Here is a 16,570-nt window from a genome sequence, read left to right on the forward strand (position 1 = left end):
GGATGATCCAGCGAGCCTCGGCGTGCCACGCCTGCGTGGAAAGGGGGGCGGATCCCGCAGGATCCGCCGGGATCAGTTGTCGATATTGGGGATCAGGTCGTCGAAGCTCTGGTAGCCGCAGTCGGCCAGCTGCAGCGACATGGTGTAGGTCTTGCTGCCCTCCCGCTGGCCGATGGCGGGGCGGTTGAGCTTGAGCTCCTGGTGCCAGTACTCCTTCATCCGCTCGATCAGCGCCATCGCCTCGCTCTCGTCCAGGTGGAGCTGGCACAGTGCCATGTAGTTGTTGGACTTGTGCATGTTCTCCACCAGATAGTCCCCCAGCACGGACATGGCCTGGCGCGCCTGCTGGCGGGCGAAGCGGCTGTGCTGCTCGAAGCTGATCCGCTCGCTGATGAGGAAGTGGTAGCTGTTGTCGATGCCGAGCTGCAGGATGCCGAGCTTCTCCAGCTTGCGCAGATAGAGGTAGCAGGAGGCATCGGTCAGGCCGTACTCCCGCTTGAGATCGATTAACGTCTTGTCGCGCCAGAAGATGTTGGCGAGAAAGGCGTAGAGACCGGGCTCCTTGTGGAATGCCTCGTCCTGCTCCTGGGTGAAGACGGCGCGGCGGCTCTGAGCGTCCTGGGTGCGGTCCAGCAGCTCCTCGAACGACAGCCCCACCAGGTGGCAGATCTCCAGCAGGGTATCGAACGGCAGGGAGGGCTTGTTCATCATCCGTTTGACGGTGGCGATGGAGACGCCCATGGCTTCTGCCAGGGTCTGATAGCGGATCCCCTTGTCGGTCAGGGTCTTCTTCAGGGTGTCGAGAATATTGTTGGCCAGGGTCTGGCTGTAGGTCATGCAACTATTCCTTTATCTGCATCTTTATGTTGTGTCAGAAACTGAGTTCTTTTGTCGTTGTGGGCTCAGATACTGACACTTAAAAAAACCAGAGGAAACAAACCCGGCGTAATCGATGGAAATGGCCAGACCAGTCTGAGTGGAAGGTTGCAGATAGTGATACTCTGCGGTGCATATCCTTCAACCATTCAACATTTTGCTGGTGGCGCATAAAACATCGCGCATAATTCAACACGAATCGGATTCAAGACCTTCCTGGTTGAGAAATCGATTGTTTGCTTCCAATTTAAGGGTTTTTTAAACCGCAAGGTTTTTATTCTTTCCTGGCATTGAGCGGAACTCGCAAGAGGGCCGCTTTTTTCTTTTCTCCGAATTTGCGCCCGCCGTCAAGCGGCGGGGCACCGGCAGCCCGCTGTCGCTGCTTGCGCCCCCTCTTATTGTTGCCGCCCGTCTTACTCCCCCTTGCAGGGAAACAGCTTGGGGATCTCCCGAATAAGCCAGCTCTTGGCCTTGCCCATGGTGTCGCGCCGCCAGGCCAGCACGACCTGGATCTGGTGGCGATACTCGGGGCTGATCACCTTGAGCCGTCCGGCCCTGATGTCCTCTTCAATCCAGCTCAGCGGCATGGTGCCGACCCCGATCCCCGCCAGCAGGGCGTCGCGCTTCTCGCCCATGGTGCTGACGGTCAGGCGCGGCTGCTTGTCGAGCAGGCGGTAGGTGAGCACCGGCTTGCGCAGCGCCGTGTCGGCCACCGCGATGGCCCGGTAGCGGCGCAGGGTATCGTCCGCTAGGGGCTCGGGCTCCTGATGCAGGGGGTGATCCGGGTGGGCGACGTAGAGCATCACCTCCTCCTGCAGCGGCTGGTGCTTGATGCCGGTCATCATGATGTCGGGATTGAGGGAGGAGATGAGCAGGTCGGCCCGGCCATCCTCCAGACACTCCCAGCTACCCGCCAGCACTTCGGCCCGCAGCCTGAGCCGGGTATCGGTCAGCTCGGCCAGCCGCTCCACCAGCGGGTAGAGGGCCTGCAGCGGCACCAGGGCATCGACGGCGATGGTGATGTCGGTCTCCCAGCCGCGGGCCAGCGCCCGGGTCTCGCCCACCAGGTGCTCGGCCGCCTCCAGCAGAACCCGACCCCGCTCCAGTAGCATGTGGCCCGCCGGGGTGAACTTGGTTCTGTGGCCGCTGCGGTCGAACAGCATGGCGTCCAGCTCGTCTTCCAGCTTCTGCACCGTGTAGCTCAGCGCCGAGGGCACCTTGCCCAGTTCGTCGGCCGCCGCCGCGAAGCTGCCACGACGGTCGATGGCATCCAGCACCCGGATGGCTTCCAGGGTCAGGGCCCGTTCCTTGTTCAGTTCCTTGGCCATAAATTGCCTTCAATTTTTTTGAACATGTTTGCCAGTTTATCTCGCTAACAAGTTAGGCCAAGTGTCTTTAATATTCAATCAACGCTTAGGCAGGAACGCCAAGCAGCCAAATAAACGGGTAGTTCCAGACTGTGACTCCATCAATCAGGGAGTCTGACTTCGGTGAAAGAACAACACACTATTTGAATGACCTCTTGCATGGATGCATTGATTCTGGCCACAGCGGCCTTGGCAATGACATAAAACCAAGAGAGTGAATGAACATGAAAAACGTAATCAAGATGCTGGCCGTTGCAGGCCTGATGACCGCAGGTTTCGCCCAGGCTTCCGTCCCGGCTGACCTCAACGCCGCCCCGGGCGTGCTGTTTGTGAACTGGCACGCCACCGCCGCGGTGGAAGGCAAGGGCAACCCCATGCTGGAAGTGCGTGACGAGTCTGGCGACCTGGTTGCCTCCGTCCATGCCAACCTGATGGGCAGCCAGCAGGTACAGATCCCGAGCCGCACCCAGGGCAACCTGACCGTGAGCCTGGGTGAGCAGAGCAGCGACTACCGCATTCCGTTCGGCATCGGTAGCGGCAAGCAGCGTTAATCAACCGTATCGGTACGTGAGGAGCACACCATGATGAAATTGAGAGCCGCAGAAGCGCGCGGCAAGGCCAACTTCGGCTGGCTGGATGCGCGCCACAGCTTTTCCTTCGGGCACTACTACGACCCGGACTGGATGGGGCATTCAGTGCTGCGGGTCATCAATCAGGATCTGGTGGCGCCGGGTGGCGGTTTCGCGACCCACCCTCACGCCAACATGGAAATCCTGACCTGCGTGCTGCAAGGCACCATAGAGCACAAGGACAGCCTCGGCCATGCCGAGCAGATCCCAGCGGGGGATTTCCAGCTGATGAGTGCGGGGTCCGGCATCCGGCACAGCGAGTACAACCCCTCGCAGACCGAGCCGCTCTCCCTGCTGCAAATCTGGATCGAGCCGAACGAACACGGCACGACACCCGGCTATCAGCAGAAGAAGATTGAAGCCAATCCGGGCATGACGCTGGTGGCGTCACCGGACGGCGAAGCAGGATCCTTCAGGATCCGCCAGCAGGCCCGCGTCTGGCGACTGCAGCTTGAACCGGGTGAGAGCCTCACCTGGGAGCTGGCCGGCCGACACGGCTACCTGCAGATGATTTCAGGGGAGCTTGCCGCCAACGGTCTGGCTGCCCAACCCGGCGACGGGGTTCTCAGTCGTGATGAGCCCAAATGGGATCTGGTGGCCGCGAGTGCCAGCCAAGCCCTGTTATTTGACCTACCCTGAAGCAGTCAGCGGTGATGTGACGCAAAACGAGGATATTGAAATGGACAAGATGAAAGATTTGGCACTGCTGGTGGGTCGCGTTCTGCTGGCTCTGATGTTTGTGATTGCAGGCTGGGGCAAGATCGGCGGTTATGCCGGTACCCAGGGGTATATGGAAGCCATGGGCGTGCCCGGTTTCATCCTGCCGCTGGTGATCCTGCTGGAGCTGGGCGGTGGCCTCGCCATCATGCTGGGCCTGTTTACCCGCAGCCTCTCCGTGCTGATGGCCGGTTTCACCCTGATGGCCGCCTTTATTTTCCACTATCAGCCTGCGGACCAGATGCAGATGCTGATGTTCATGAAGAACGTCTCCGTGGCCGGTGGTTTCCTGGCCCTGGCGGCGGCCGGTGCAGGGGCCTTCAGCCTGGATGCCCGCTTCGGCAAGAACTGGTAATCCCCGCAGGTTCGAGTTTTCCAACGCCTTTTGGCCGGTGCAACTGCACCGGCTTTTTTATGCCCGTCACATTTGCCTGCGGCAGATGACGGCGACGTGATCGGCGACAACAAGCGCCTTTTGCATCTTCCCCCCTGATCCCCGACAATCCCGATACCTGTGAAGTGACGGGGATCCTTGAGGTTTTCCCGCGCTGACCCCTCTTTTGCTCTGGCGGGAATTGCCCATGTTTACCCTCTACCATTCCAATCAGCTGGATCTGCTCAAAGAGCTGCTGGTGAGCCGCATCCGGCAGGTGCCCCTCGCTCACCCCTTCGAGCGCGAGCAAATTCTGGTGCAGAGCCCAGGCATGGCCCAGTGGCTCAAGCTGGAGCTGGCCAAAGCCTTCGGCATCGCCGCCAATATCGACTTTCCGCTGCCCGCCAGCTTTATCTGGGAGATGTTCACCCAGGTGCTGGCGGACGTGCCGCGCCAGAGCCCCTACAACAAGGGCTCCATGAGCTGGCAGCTGATGACCATTCTGCCTGCCCTGCTCGATCGCCCGGCCTTTGCGCCGCTGGCCGCCTATCTGGGCGGGGATGACGCGGATCCTGCCAAGGATCCCGAGCAGGTGCGGCTGTGGCAGCTCTGCCAGAAGGTGGCGGATCTGTTCGACCAGTATCTGGTCTACCGGCCGGACTGGATCGCCCGCTGGGAACAGGGGGAAGGGTTGAGCCAGGAGCTGGCCGGGGTGAGCGGGCAGGATTGGCAGCCGGAGCTGTGGCGCGAGCTGGTGGCCCGCACCCTGGCGCTCTCTCCAAGTGGCTACCACCGCGCCAACCTCTACGAGGAGTTTATCCACGAGCTGGAGCGTACCGCCACGCTGCCGGGCAAGCTGCCGCAGCGGGTCTTCGTGTTCGGCATCTCGGCACTGCCGCCGCGCTATGTGGAGGCGCTGCTGGCCCTCGGCAGCCGGCCGGAGGTGGAGGTGCACCTGTTCGTCACCAACCCCTGCCGCTACTACTGGGGGGATCTGCTCGATCGCAAGACGCTGGCGCGCCTCGAGAACAAGCTCAAGCCCGGCACCGACATCGAGACCCTGCAGGGCCCCGCCAACCCGCTGCTCGCCTCCATGGGCAAGCTGGGGCGCGACTACCTGCATCAGCTGATGGAATTGGAGGTGCCGCAAATAGAGGCCTTCGTCGATATCGACGAGCTGGATGGCAAGGGCAATATCAAGCTGCTGCACGCCATCCAGAAGGATGTGCTGGAGCTGGCCGAACGGGGTGCCGGCCAGTTCGATCTCGACGCCAGCCACCACAAGAGCCCGCTCGATCCGGCCGATGGATCCCTGCAGATCCACGCCTGCCACGGCCCGATGCGCGAGCTCGAGGTGCTGCACGACCGGCTGCTGGCGCTGTTCGAGCAGGACAAATCCCTCACCCCGAAAGACGTGGTGGTGATGATGCCGGACGTGAACAGCTACGGCCCCTACATTCAGGCGGTGTTCGGCGCGCGCGGCCAGATCCCCTTCGCGGTATCGGATCGGGCGGCCAGCCAGGAGAGCCCGCTGCTGCAGAGCTTCCTCGCCCTGCTCAGGCTGCCCAACGCCCGCTTCGGGGCAGGCGAGCTGCTCGCCATTCTCGAGGTGCCCGCCGTGCTGCGCTGCTTCGAGCTGGATGACGAGGAGTTCAATCAGCTGCGAGTCTGGGTGCAGGAGACCGGCATCCGCTGGGGGCTGGATGACGGCTACCCCGAGCGCTTCGATCTGCCGCGCCTCTCTGGCAACAGCTGGCTGTTCGGCCTGCGCCGCATGCTGCTCGGCTTTGCCATGGGCGACGGCGAGCCGGTGGCAGGCATCCTGCCCTATGCAGACATCGAGGGTCAGCAGGGGTTGGCGCTCGGCAAGCTCGCCTGGTTCGTCGATTCGCTGGCCGAATTTTTACCCCGCCTGCAACAGGCGCAGCCGCTAGGGGAGTGGGTCGCCTGCCTCAACGCGCTGCTGGAGCGCTTCTATCTGGCCGACGAGGATGAAGAGCGCCAGCTGCAGCTGATCCGCAGCCAGCTGGCCGACTGGCTCGCCCAGCTGGGCGAGGCCCGCTTCGAGCAGCCCATCAGTGCGGACTTGTTGCAGGACTACCTCGGCAGCGTGCTGGGGGAGTCCCGCTCCAGCCAGCGCTTCCTCGCCGGTCAGGTCAACTTCTGCACCCTGATGCCGATGCGCTCCATCCCCTTCAAGCAGGTCTGCCTGCTCGGCATGAACGACGGCGTCTACCCGCGCACCCTGCCGCCCATGGGGTTTGACCTGATGGCGGTGGCGGGCCGGCGGGGGGATCGCTCCCGTCGCGATGACGACCGCTATCTGTTTCTCGAGGCGCTGCTCAGCGCCCAGCAGGGGCTCTACATCAGCTATCAAGGCTTCAGCGCCCAGGACAACAGCGACAAGGTGCCCTCGGTGCTGCTGGCCGAACTCATCGACTATGTGCGACAGGGCTTCGTGCTGGCGGGGGATGAGCAGCTCGATGACGAGACCTCCGGCAAGCGGCTGCTGGCGCACCTGATCACCCAGCATCCGCTCACCCCCTACAGCCACGCCTACTTCTATCCGGCGGCAGGCTCCGGCCTCTTTACCTATGCCGCCGACTGGCTGCCGGCCCTCCATCCGCAGCGCGGCGCGGCCAACTTCCAGAGTGGCGAGCTGCCCTTACCTCCCGAATGGGGCAAGGAGCAGGGGCTGGAGCTGGCGGAGCTGCTGCGCTTCTATCGCCAGCCGGCCCGCTACTTCCTCAACCGCCGTCTCAAGGTATGGTTCGAGCTGAACGAAGCCAACATCGAGGAGAGCGAACCGTTCGAGCTGGATGGCTTGCAACATTATCAGCTGAAAGACCTGCTGCTCGCTGCTCACCTGGCACAGGGGGACAGTGCCATGCGCCGCGAGCGGCTGCAGCTCACCGGCCTGCTGCCGCAAGGATGGTTCGGCAGCCTGCTGCTGGAGGATCTGGACGAGCAGATGGGCAAGCTGGCGGAGCGGCTGCGGCCCTGGGTGGCGGCCAATGAGGCAGAAAAACAGGCGGTGGAGGTCGATATCGCGCTGGCTCAGGGTCAGCTGCAAGGGTGGATCGACACCCAGAAGGGGCGCTTGCTGGTGGTGAAACCCGGCAGCTTCAACGGCAAGGATCTGCTGCTGGGCTGGATCCAGCACCTCTGCCTCGCCTTGAGCGATGCTCCCGGCGACACCCTGCTGTTTGACGCCAAGCAGAGTCTGCGGCTGGCCAGGCTCCCGGCTGACGAGGCGCGGCCCAGACTGGCGGCGCTGGTGGCGCTCTGGATGCAGGGGATGAAGCGGCCGCTGCCCTTCTTCCCGAGCACCGCCTGGGACTGGCTCAAGGCGATTGAGAAGGATCCGGAGAAACCGGAGGCGGCCGACAAGGCGGCCCTCACCCGCTTCAACGGCGGCTACATGGCCAAGGGGGAGGGGGAAGATGCTTATGTCGCCCGCTGTTTCCCGGAACTCGACGAGGCCGTGCTGGCCCAGTTGCAGGCGCTGGCCCGTGAACACCTGACCCCGCTGCTCAAGAGCCTGGAGGAGTTGCAATAATGGCCAACCCGCTCAATACATTGCGTTTTCCCCTTTATGGCGAGCGACTGATCGAGGCCTCCGCCGGTACCGGCAAGACCTACACCATCGCCGGTCTCTACCTGCGTCTGCTGCTGGGCCATGGCCCGCTCATCGAAGAGGGGGAAGACGCTGGTCAACCCAGCGCCCACGAACGGCCGCTCTCGGTGACCGAGATCCTGGTGGTGACCTTTACCGAGGCGGCCACCGCCGAGCTGCGCGGGCGGATCCGCGCCCGCATCCACGAGGCGCGGCTCGCCTTCATGCGCGGTGAGAGCAAGGACGCCCTGCTGAGCCAGCTGCTGGCGGAGGTGGAGGATCACGAACTGGCGGCCCGCCGCCTGCTGGCCGCCGAGCGCCAGATGGACGAAGCGGCGGTCTTCACCATCCACGGCTTCTGCCAGCGGATGCTGAAACAGAACGCCTTTGAGTCGGGCGCCCTCTTTGAAACCGAATTTCTCACCGACGACAGCCAGCTTCGGCTGCAGGCGGTGAGTGACTACTGGCGATCCGAGTTCTATCCGGTGGACAAGCCCCTCGCCAGCGCGGTGCGTGCGCTCTGGCCGAGCCCCGCCGCCCTGCTGCGGGAGATGGGCAGCTGGCTCGACAACAGCGAGCTGGAGATGCGCCCGCCGGCGGGGGACGAGACCCTCGCCGCCCGCCATCAGGCGGCCATGGCCCGTATTGAGGCGGTGAAGCGTGAATGGCTGGCGCAAGGGGACGAAATCCGCCGCCAGACGGATGGGCAAGTAAGCCGCTACACCGGCAAGAACTACGAAGGGTGGCTCGCCAAGATAGCCGACTGGGCGCAGGACGAGGCCAGTGGCTACGCCATCCCCAAGGAGCTGGAGCGCTTCGGACAAAGTGTGCTGGAGGAGAACCTCAAGAAGGGGGGCGCGGTGCCGACCCTGCCGCTGTTCAGCCAGATCGATGAATTGCTGGCGAGCCGTCCCGGCATTCGGGATCTGATCCTGCAACGGGCGGCCGTGGTGGTGCGCAGCCGGATGCAGGCCAGCAAGCGGCAAGCTCATCAGCTCTCGTTCGATGACCTGCTCAAAGACCTCGACGGCGCGCTTGGCTCCGGCCTTGGCGAGCGGCTGTGCGAGCGCATTCGCGCCACCTACCGGGTGGCGATGATCGATGAATTTCAGGATACCGACCCCCAGCAGTACCGCATCTTCCACCGTCTTTACGGTGGCCACACCGACACGGCGCTGCTGATGATCGGTGACCCCAAGCAGGCCATCTACGGCTTTCGCGGCGCCGACATCTTTACCTACATTCAGGCGCGGCGAAATGTAAGCGCCCACTACACCCTCGGGCGCAACTGGCGCTCCAGCCGCGCCCTGGTGGCGGCGGTCAACGGCCTGTTCGAGCGCGCCAAGGATCCCTTTATCTACGAGGCGGATATCCCCTTCCTGCCGGTGGAGGCGCAGGGCAAGAGCAAGGCGCTGCAGCTGGATGGCGAAGCCGCTCCCGTGCTCCACTGCTGGCAGCTGAGCGGCCAGCCCACCTTCAACAAGGGGGATTACCAGAGCCGGATGGCCCGCGCCACGGCGGTGGAGATCCATCGCCTGCTGACCCTGGCCCGGGCGGGCAAGGCGCAGATCGGCGATCAGCCGGTGAAAGCGGGGGATATCGCCGTGCTGGTGCGCACCGGCGCCGAGGGCAAGCTGGTGCAGCAGGAGCTGGCGCGCCTCGCCATCGCCTCCGTCTACCTGTCGAATCGCGAAAGCGTGCTGGCGCAGGTGGAAGCGCGGGAGATTTTGCTCATTCTGCACGCCTGCCAGAACCCGGGAGAGGAGCGCAGCCTTAGGGCGGCGCTCGCCACCGGGCTGTTCGATCTGGATGCCAAGGCGCTCGACGAGCTCGCCAGTGACGAGCGGGCGTGGGAGAGCGCGGTGCAGGAGTTTATGGAGTACCGCAAGATCTGGCACAAGCGCGGCGTGCTGGCCATGCTGCGGGCCCTGCTGCACCGGCGCAATCTCGCCTCCTCCCTGCTGGCGAGCCCGAACGGCGAGCGGCGGCTGACCAACTTCCTCCACCTCGGCGAGCTGCTGCAACAGGTGAGCTGCGAGCTGGATGGCGAATATGCCCTGCTGCGCTGGCTGGGGGAGGCGGCGAGTCGCCCCGACGGCCAGGATGCGGAGCAGGTACTGCGGCTCGAATCCGAACGCAAGCTGGTGCAGATCGTCACCATCCACAAATCCAAGGGGCTGGAGTACCCGCTGGTGTTCCTGCCCTTTATCTGTAGCCACCGCGCTGCCGATACCCCGCTGTTCCACGAAACGGACAGCGCGGGCAATCGCACCGTGCTCGATCTCACCGGCGCCGACTCGTCGCTCGCCGAAGCGGACAGGGAGCGCCTTGCTGAAGATCTGCGGCTGCTCTATGTGGCGCTGACCCGGGGCGTCTACGCCACCTGGCTGGGGCTGGCGCCGGTGCGCTCCGGCAATGGCAAGTCGGAGCAGACCGACCTGCACCAGACCGCCATCGGCTACCTGCTGCAAAAGGGCGAGGAGGGGGATGCCGCGACGCTGGCGACCGCTCTGGCCGAGCTGGCGCAGGCGCTGCCCGGGGTGGCCGTCGGTGAGCCCTCGCTCACTCGCCCGACCCCCATGCCGGCGGAGGAGGAGCAACTGGGCGAGCCGCAGGTGCGCCACTTTACCGGCACCCTCGAGCGGGACTGGTGGATCAGCTCCTACTCCGGGCTGGCGGCGCAGGGCCACGGCCACAGCAAGGGGGTGCTGGCCAATCCCGGCTTCGATGACGAGGTCGTGACCGAGGCGGCTGCATTGGCTGCTGACCTGTCTACAGCACAACAGGAAGAGGCGCCCCAGCCTTCCATCTTTACCTTCCCGAAAGGGGCGCGCCCCGGCACCCTGCTGCACAGCCTGTTCGAAACCATCGACTTTCAAAGCGCCGCTGGTGAGCCGCTGGCAGAGCATATCGCCACCCTGCTGGTGCAGGATGGCTTCGACGAGAGCTGGGCGCCCGTGCTGCAACAGCAGGTGGAGGCGGTGCTCGATACCCCGCTGGAAACGGGCTTTGGCGAGCCGGTGCGGCTGCGGGACCTGGCCCCCGAGCGCAAGCAGGTGGAGCTGGAGTTCTTCCTGCCCATGGGGCGGGTGACGGCACCGGCGCTGACCGCACTCTGCCAGCAGCACGACCCGCTGTCGCGGGGCAACAAGCCACTCAGCTTTGCCACCGTGCAGGGAATGCTCAAGGGCTTTATCGACCTGGTGTTCGAGTGGCAGGGGCGCTGGTATCTGCTCGACTACAAATCGAACCACCTCGGCATGAGCCCGGGCGATTACAGCCGTTCGGCGCTGGAGCAGGCGATGGCCGAGCACCGCTACGACCTGCAATACCAGCTCTACTCGCTGGCCCTGCACCGGCTGCTGGCCCTGCGCCTGCCGGGCTACGACTTCGAGCAGCACTTTGGTGGGGTCTTCTATCTGTTCCTGCGCGGCATGCCGCAGGGGGGGATTTTCCATACCCGCCCCAGTCGTGAACTGGTGCTGGGGCTGGATCGGTTGTTTGGCGAGGGGGCGGCGCCCGCCCTCGCCGGGGTATCGGATAACGGGGTAGAAGCATGAACGGCACCATGATGATTGAACGGCTCAAGGCTTTGGCGCTGGCGGGCCGCATCCGCCAGCTGGATCTGCAATTTGCCAAACTGGTGGCCGATCTGGGCGGCAGCCCCGAACTGGTGCTGGGAGCGGCGCTCACCTGCTTCGAGCTGGGGCGCGGCCATGTTTGTCTGCCGCTTGAGATGCTGACAGCTGGATCTTTGCGCCCGTTCGGGCTGGATCCGGATCAGAGTCGGGATCTGCTGGCCGATCTGGCGGATCCTGCCCGCTGGCCCGCCCTGCTTGCGGCAAGCCCGCTGGTTGGCACCGGGCAGGATGACGGGCTCGCCCCGCGCTGGCCGCTGCGGCTCTGGCACGGGCGGCTCTACCTCACCCGCTATCACGACTTTGAGCTGGGAGTGGCCCGCCATCTGCGCGCTTTGAGTGAACGCGCCGAATGGCCGGAGATCGCCCCCGCCCTGTCGCGGCTGTTTGCCCGCGACTACGGCCTGGTGTTCGCGGCGCTGCTCAAGGCCCGTCTCGCCCCCGACTTCTCGGCCCGCCACTTTACCCTGAAGTATCTGGATCTGGTGTTCCCGAGCGAAGTGGACTGGCCCGCCATTGAGGCGCTGCTGGCCAGCGCCCAGGCCGCGAGTGATTTGAGCAAGCTGGATACGCTGGTGCCCGAGGCGCTCTGTTGCAACGGCCAGAAGCTGGCGGCGGCCACCGCGGCGGCGCGCCCCTTTGCGGTGATCTCCGGCGGCCCCGGCACCGGCAAGACCACCACGGTCGCCAAGCTGCTCGCCATTCTGGTGGAGACCGGCCTGCAGGCGGGCAAGGCCCCGGCGATCCGGCTGGTGGCCCCCACCGGCAAGGCGGCGGCGCGCCTCACCGAGAGTATCGGCTCTGCCCTGCAGGCCCTGGATCTGCCCCCCGAGTGGGTCGAGGCGATCCCCACCGAGGCGGGCACCCTGCACCGGCTGCTCGGGGTCATTCCGGGGCGCAGCCAGTTCCGCCACCACGCGGGCAACCCGCTGCACCTCGACTTGCTGGTGGTGGATGAGGCCTCCATGGTCGATCTGCCGATGATGGCGCGCCTGCTCGATGCGCTGCCAAGCCACGCCCGCCTGATCCTGCTTGGCGACAAGGATCAGCTCGCCTCGGTGGAGGCGGGGGCCGTGCTCGGCGATATCTGCAGCTTTATCGAACAGGGCATCAGCCCCGCGCAGGCGCAGTGGCTCTCCCGCCAGACCGGCTACCGCTTGCAGGGCACACCCGCAGGGGCGACCGTGCGTGACAGCCTCTGTTTGCTGGCCAAGAGCTGGCGCTTTGATCAGCATTCGGGCATCGGCCAGCTGGCGCGCGCCTGCAACAGCGGCGATGCCACGGCGGTGGAAGCTGTCTGGGGCATGAGCTTTGTCGATATCAGTCTGCATCCCTGGGCCGGGGAGGCCTACGAGGCCCTGATTGCCCAGGGGGTGGCCGGTTACGGCAGCTATCTGAAGGCGGCCCGCGCGGGGGAAGCGCCCGCCGCCGTATTCAAGGCATTCAACAGCTTCCAGATCCTCTGCGCCCTGCGCGATGGCCCATTCGGGGTGCTGGGGCTTAATGAACGGCTCGAATTGGCCCTGTCACGGGCTGGCCTGATTGCCCGTGATGGCGACTGGTATGCCGGTCGCCCGGTGATGGTGGTGCGCAACGACCACGGGGTCGGCCTCTACAACGGCGATATGGGGCTCTGTCTGCCCGATGAAACCGGGCGGCTCAAGGTATGGTTTGAGCAGCCGGACGGCACCTTGCGGGCCCTGCTGCCCAGCCGTCTGCCGCCCCATGAGACGGTCTACGCCATGACCATCCACAAATCCCAGGGCTCGGAGTTTGCCCATACCGTGCTGGTGCTGCCCGACAGCCCCAGCCCGCTGCTGACCCGCGAGCTGGTCTATACCGGCATCACCCGCGCCAAGGCCCGCCTCGATCTCTACGGCGATCGCGCCCTGCTGGCCCAGGCGGTACGGAAAAAGACCGAGCGTTATTCCGGATTGGCGGAGAGGTTGGGGGAGTGAGCGATGGTACGGCGGTGAAGGGATTTACTGCCCGATTATACATTGCTAAGGATTGCGCACTTTTCATTGAAGGGCATATACGCACGCCAATCAGCGATAGGAAAGAGGGATATCTGTGGCCACTGCGTCAGTGAATCTGGATTGGATGGAGGGCATGATGGAACTGGTGCGACTGATGAATGCCAGTAGGTGGGAAGAAATCCGGCTCGGTATGCATGCGTTGGGATCGCTCTCTCCTAGGTGGCGTGTGCGGGACCTGCACAGCCGGTATCTATCTGATTGGGATGGGGAGTGGTTCTATCACTTTAAAGTGGGTGGCTACGAGCATATCGAGTTGCTGGAAGTAGATACCACATCGCCTGAGCAGACCGCAGCCGTGCAGGATCTGTTGCTACAGGTGCGGGTGCCCGGAGAGCGGGTCGGGAATGTATTTCGGGTCTACGGCTATGCACCGCTCGGTAAACCGATGGACTACTTGGGGTAAACCAGCAATTGGACAGCGGTAAATGAAATTTACCGCTGTCTGTTGTGCATAGATGTTCAAAAATATTTTATTGCAGAATGTAATAGGAGATTAAAGTGATTAAAAGTGTATGGGGATTGTATTGGCGGACATATTTATTATTTCTCTTTGCCGCGTTACCCTTATCGTTTGCAACAATGTATTTTTTTGTTTCTGAGTCATGGATAGTATTGAAACCTTCAGTTTTCTATACAGTTGTAGGTGTTTTGTTATTAGTGCCATTTAATCATCACAAAGGTCTATTATTTTCTCTCTGGGGTAATCGCTTAGGCTTGGGTGATATAATATGGTGTTCTTATCGAAAGGTCATGGGGACATCTTATATCCTATACGCAGCGATATTATATGTTGTCAGTGAAACATTGCCACTAACCTACTGGGTATATACAAAAATATATGGCAGCCTATTTGTGAATTTTGCTTTGTCTATTCTGATAGGTGTGATTGTTATACAGAAAAACAGAATGAAAATTTAAGGCGTCAATGATATGAAATTTACAAGTGTGAAGTTTGTTTTAATGGTGTTGACGCTATATATTAGCGCTAATGTCTTTGCTAATGCAGCAGAGTCTGGTGATGATATAGCAAAAGAGATGTGTGCAAAACTGCCTGCGGTTATCAAAAAAGGTGATGAATCATACAAGGCAGGGGAATATGCCAAAGCAAGAGATTATTTTACGGAGCAAGTCTCGTTAAGTGAGGGGTGTGGATATGTTTATGGTAAGCCAGATCAAGCGGCGACTATTACGGCATATAACAATGTTGCACTTTCCTATATAAAACAAGGGGAGAAGCTTAAGGCTCTGGCATGGTTGTCATTAGCCCCGAATGATAAGAAATCTAAATTCAACTACGGTCTGCTTAAAAATATGCCAGCCTCTGTTGGGCCTGATATGGTGGGAACTTATTGGGAATATGCTGGTTTCGGAAGTTGGAATGTTGCCTCTGTAGAAAAGCAAGGTAATGACTACCTGATATCCTTGAATCTGCTCTATTTTGGGTTAATGGGGATGGTTTATGGTCCCAACATGGGGGAAATATCTCAGGTTGTGACTATGAAGGATAATGATGGGATGATAAAGCTAACCGGTGAGGAAGGTAATTGTGAAATTTCGATAAAATTTATAGAAAAAGATCATGGTATTCTGAGGGTTGATACAAACCAGAATAAAAATGAGTGTGGGTTTGGTCACAATGTACACGCGCATGGTGATTTTATTAGAGTGTCTGGCAAACCTACACCATTTGAGATTGGTTACTAATGTCGAGTAATCGAAAGATCGCGCAATAACTCACTTCCAAACCTCCCCCATTGCCAACGTTATATCCTCGATGCTGAATGATCCCCTCTCCCATTGGGAGAGGGCAGGGTGAGGGGATCATTCAGGTATTAGATGGTCAGCTCCAGCCGGTTGCCTTCGGGGTCGAGGAAGGTGCTCTCGTAATAGCCGTCGCCGGTCCAGCGGGGGCCGTCCAGGTGTTTGACCTCGGCGCCCTTGAGCAGCTTGAGGCGGGCAGTCATCTTGTCCACCTCTTCCACGCTGCCGAGGGAGAAGGCGATATGGGCCAGCCCCTGCAACGGGTGTGGCAGATGCAGATCCGCCGGAAACAGGATGGGGGTGTGCATCAGCTCCAGGCTGGCGCCCCCCTCGAAGCGCACGAAGTAGGAGCTGAACTGTTTGCTCGGGTTGTGATAGCGCTCATTGGCCTGTCCGCCAAACAGGGTGCAGTAGAATGCCTTGAGTGCCTCCAGATCCTGTGCCCAGATGGCGACGTGATGGATATGCATGGCTGGTCTCCTGTGACTTGATGTCCTTAATGCTATGCTGGGGCCTGTCCCTTCGACATGGCTGAGCCCGTCCTGATGATGTCTGAAACTGCCAACACCGATCTTGTCGATGTCTCCCCTGACTGCCGCGAGCAGATCTGCTGTGACAGCCTGTTGCCGGCCCTCGCACAGGAGCAGGTGTGGCTGGCGGGCTATTCCCGTCTCAAGACCCGTTACCGCATCGCGCGCCGCTTTGCCGATGTGCACTGCTTTCTGCTGACCCTGGGCGGCGAGGGGGAGGTGCAGGTAGGCGATCGCCGCGAGCGGTTGCAGGTCGGCGAGTGGGCGCTGATCCCGGCCGGGGAGCCGCTCTGCTACCAGCTTGGCGAGCAGTTGAGTGAGCAGGTGAATGAGCCGTTGAACCAGCAGGTGAATAAGGGTAGTGAGTGGGAACTGGTGTGGCTGCTGCTGCACAAGGACTCCCCCTGGGATGCCTTCGCCAGCCACCCCCGGCTTGGCTGCACCTCCCAGCAGGCTACCGTGCTGCGCACGATCGAGAACCTCTATGCGGAGCAGGAGCGCCATCAGGACCCGCTGCTCAGCGCCCTGCTGGTTGAGCAGCTCGGCTTTTACCTGCGCCGGTTACTGCAAAAGGGGGAGGGGCAGCGGCGCGGCGAGCGGCTGGCGCTGCGCCTTGAATTGCTGCTCAAAGAGGCGCTGACCGAGCCGTGGGACATAGCGCGCATGGCCGGCGCCCTGCACCTCTCCGAGCGCCAGCTCTACCGGCTCTGCCAGCAGCACTTTGCGCTGGCACCCATGGCGCTGCTGCAACGGCTGCGGCTGCAGCGGGCGGCGCTCCTGCTGGCCAGCCGGGCCGACTCGGTGAAGCGGCTGGCCGAGCAGTGCGGCTTCAAGAACGAGTACCACTTCTCCACCGCCTTCAAACGCCAGCACGGGCTGGCGCCCAGCCACTATCGCAGCCTGCATCATCCCGCCTTTAAAACCGGACAAGGGTGAAATATTGAGCCACACTGGTTGCTACTGTTATTCAGACGAACCCGATGGCGGCCGATAACCGGAACAAGCGGTGGCGGTTTTCATCGAT

Annotated in this window: 13 protein-coding genes; 10 read left to right on the forward strand and 3 right to left on the reverse strand. The window is 62.0% G+C overall.

Annotated features, from left to right (window positions below; all coding sequences use genetic code 11):
- Positions 1-72: 72 nt before the first annotated feature.
- Positions 73-837: a helix-turn-helix domain-containing protein gene (locus OKC44_RS21000; RefSeq protein ID WP_011707663.1), complete on the reverse strand. Its 765-nt coding sequence runs from the start codon at positions 835-837 to the stop codon at positions 73-75.
- Positions 838-1,289: 452 nt separating this feature from the next.
- Positions 1,290-2,204 carry a LysR family transcriptional regulator gene (locus tag OKC44_RS21005; protein ID WP_270814923.1) on the reverse strand — a complete coding sequence of 305 codons (915 nt, stop codon included), beginning with the start codon at positions 2,202-2,204 and terminating at the stop codon, positions 1,290-1,292.
- 257 nt (positions 2,205-2,461) lie between these two features.
- Here OKC44_RS21005 and OKC44_RS21010 point away from each other — a divergent pair, with 257 nt between their 5' ends.
- From OKC44_RS21010 to OKC44_RS21045, 9 genes are all read left to right on the forward strand, one after another.
- Positions 2,462-2,794 carry a hypothetical protein gene (locus OKC44_RS21010; RefSeq protein ID WP_011707661.1) on the forward strand — a complete coding sequence of 111 codons (333 nt, stop codon included), beginning with the start codon at positions 2,462-2,464 and terminating at the stop codon, positions 2,792-2,794.
- A gap of 30 nt (positions 2,795-2,824) precedes the next feature.
- The gene (locus OKC44_RS21015; protein WP_236766238.1) at positions 2,825-3,511 is read left to right on the forward strand and encodes a pirin family protein; all 687 of its coding nucleotides are present in this window, start codon (positions 2,825-2,827) and stop codon (positions 3,509-3,511) included.
- Between the two features lie 40 nt (positions 3,512-3,551).
- Positions 3,552-3,944 (forward strand): DoxX family protein, encoded by a 393-nt coding sequence (locus OKC44_RS21020; RefSeq protein ID WP_016352231.1) that lies wholly within the window; start codon positions 3,552-3,554, stop codon positions 3,942-3,944.
- 226 nt (positions 3,945-4,170) lie between these two features.
- Positions 4,171-7,521, forward strand: coding sequence for an exodeoxyribonuclease V subunit gamma (recC, locus tag OKC44_RS21025; protein WP_270814927.1), 3,351 nt, complete (start codon positions 4,171-4,173; stop codon positions 7,519-7,521).
- Entirely contained in the window at positions 7,521-11,138 is a 3,618-nt protein-coding gene (gene recB, locus OKC44_RS21030; RefSeq protein ID WP_270814930.1) for an exodeoxyribonuclease V subunit beta, read from the forward strand. Before recC ends, recB begins: the two co-directional genes overlap by 1 nt.
- Positions 11,135-13,174, forward strand: coding sequence for an exodeoxyribonuclease V subunit alpha (gene recD, locus OKC44_RS21035; RefSeq protein ID WP_270814932.1), 2,040 nt, complete (start codon positions 11,135-11,137; stop codon positions 13,172-13,174). The genes recB and recD overlap by 4 nt, the downstream gene beginning before the upstream one ends.
- Before the next feature lie 154 nt (positions 13,175-13,328).
- On the forward strand, positions 13,329-13,658 hold the full coding sequence (locus OKC44_RS21040) for a DUF6678 family protein (RefSeq protein ID WP_270814933.1): 330 nt from the start codon (positions 13,329-13,331) through the stop codon (positions 13,656-13,658).
- A gap of 176 nt (positions 13,659-13,834) precedes the next feature.
- The gene (locus tag OKC44_RS22220) at positions 13,835-14,173 is read left to right on the forward strand and encodes a septation protein IspZ (RefSeq protein ID WP_442865725.1); all 339 of its coding nucleotides are present in this window, start codon (positions 13,835-13,837) and stop codon (positions 14,171-14,173) included.
- A 12-nt stretch (positions 14,174-14,185) separates the two neighbouring features.
- Positions 14,186-14,959: a tetratricopeptide repeat protein gene (locus tag OKC44_RS21045; RefSeq protein ID WP_270814935.1), complete on the forward strand. Its 774-nt coding sequence runs from the start codon at positions 14,186-14,188 to the stop codon at positions 14,957-14,959.
- 128 nt (positions 14,960-15,087) lie between these two features.
- On the opposite strand, the gene OKC44_RS21050 is transcribed toward OKC44_RS21045, so the two are convergent.
- On the reverse strand, positions 15,088-15,486 hold the full coding sequence (locus tag OKC44_RS21050; RefSeq protein ID WP_042065484.1) for a VOC family protein: 399 nt from the start codon (positions 15,484-15,486) through the stop codon (positions 15,088-15,090).
- Between the two features lie 75 nt (positions 15,487-15,561).
- Here OKC44_RS21050 and OKC44_RS21055 point away from each other — a divergent pair, with 75 nt between their 5' ends.
- Positions 15,562-16,482 carry an AraC family transcriptional regulator gene (locus tag OKC44_RS21055; RefSeq protein ID WP_270814938.1) on the forward strand — a complete coding sequence of 307 codons (921 nt, stop codon included), beginning with the start codon at positions 15,562-15,564 and terminating at the stop codon, positions 16,480-16,482.
- Positions 16,483-16,570: the final 88 nt, after the last annotated feature.

It is taken from the genome of Aeromonas sp. S41-2, assembly GCF_027705845.1.
GTDB lineage: Bacteria > Pseudomonadota > Gammaproteobacteria > Enterobacterales > Aeromonadaceae > Aeromonas > Aeromonas hydrophila.

Coding starts and splice junctions, on each gene's coding strand:
- OKC44_RS21000 (WP_011707663.1), bottom strand. CDS start 837: ATGACCTACAGCCAGACCCTGGCCAACAATATTCTCGACACCCTGAAG.
- OKC44_RS21005 (WP_270814923.1), bottom strand. CDS start 2,204: ATGGCCAAGGAACTGAACAAGGAACGGGCCCTGACCCTGGAAGCCATC.
- OKC44_RS21010 (WP_011707661.1), top strand. CDS start 2,462: ATGAACATGAAAAACGTAATCAAGATGCTGGCCGTTGCAGGCCTGATG.
- OKC44_RS21015 (WP_236766238.1), top strand. CDS start 2,825: ATGATGAAATTGAGAGCCGCAGAAGCGCGCGGCAAGGCCAACTTCGGC.
- OKC44_RS21020 (WP_016352231.1), top strand. CDS start 3,552: ATGGACAAGATGAAAGATTTGGCACTGCTGGTGGGTCGCGTTCTGCTG.
- recC (WP_270814927.1), top strand. CDS start 4,171: ATGTTTACCCTCTACCATTCCAATCAGCTGGATCTGCTCAAAGAGCTG.
- recB (WP_270814930.1), top strand. CDS start 7,521: ATGGCCAACCCGCTCAATACATTGCGTTTTCCCCTTTATGGCGAGCGA.
- recD (WP_270814932.1), top strand. CDS start 11,135: ATGAACGGCACCATGATGATTGAACGGCTCAAGGCTTTGGCGCTGGCG.
- OKC44_RS21040 (WP_270814933.1), top strand. CDS start 13,329: ATGATGGAACTGGTGCGACTGATGAATGCCAGTAGGTGGGAAGAAATC.
- OKC44_RS22220 (WP_442865725.1), top strand. CDS start 13,835: ATGTATTTTTTTGTTTCTGAGTCATGGATAGTATTGAAACCTTCAGTT.
- OKC44_RS21045 (WP_270814935.1), top strand. CDS start 14,186: ATGAAATTTACAAGTGTGAAGTTTGTTTTAATGGTGTTGACGCTATAT.
- OKC44_RS21050 (WP_042065484.1), bottom strand. CDS start 15,486: ATGCATATCCATCACGTCGCCATCTGGGCACAGGATCTGGAGGCACTC.
- OKC44_RS21055 (WP_270814938.1), top strand. CDS start 15,562: ATGATGTCTGAAACTGCCAACACCGATCTTGTCGATGTCTCCCCTGAC.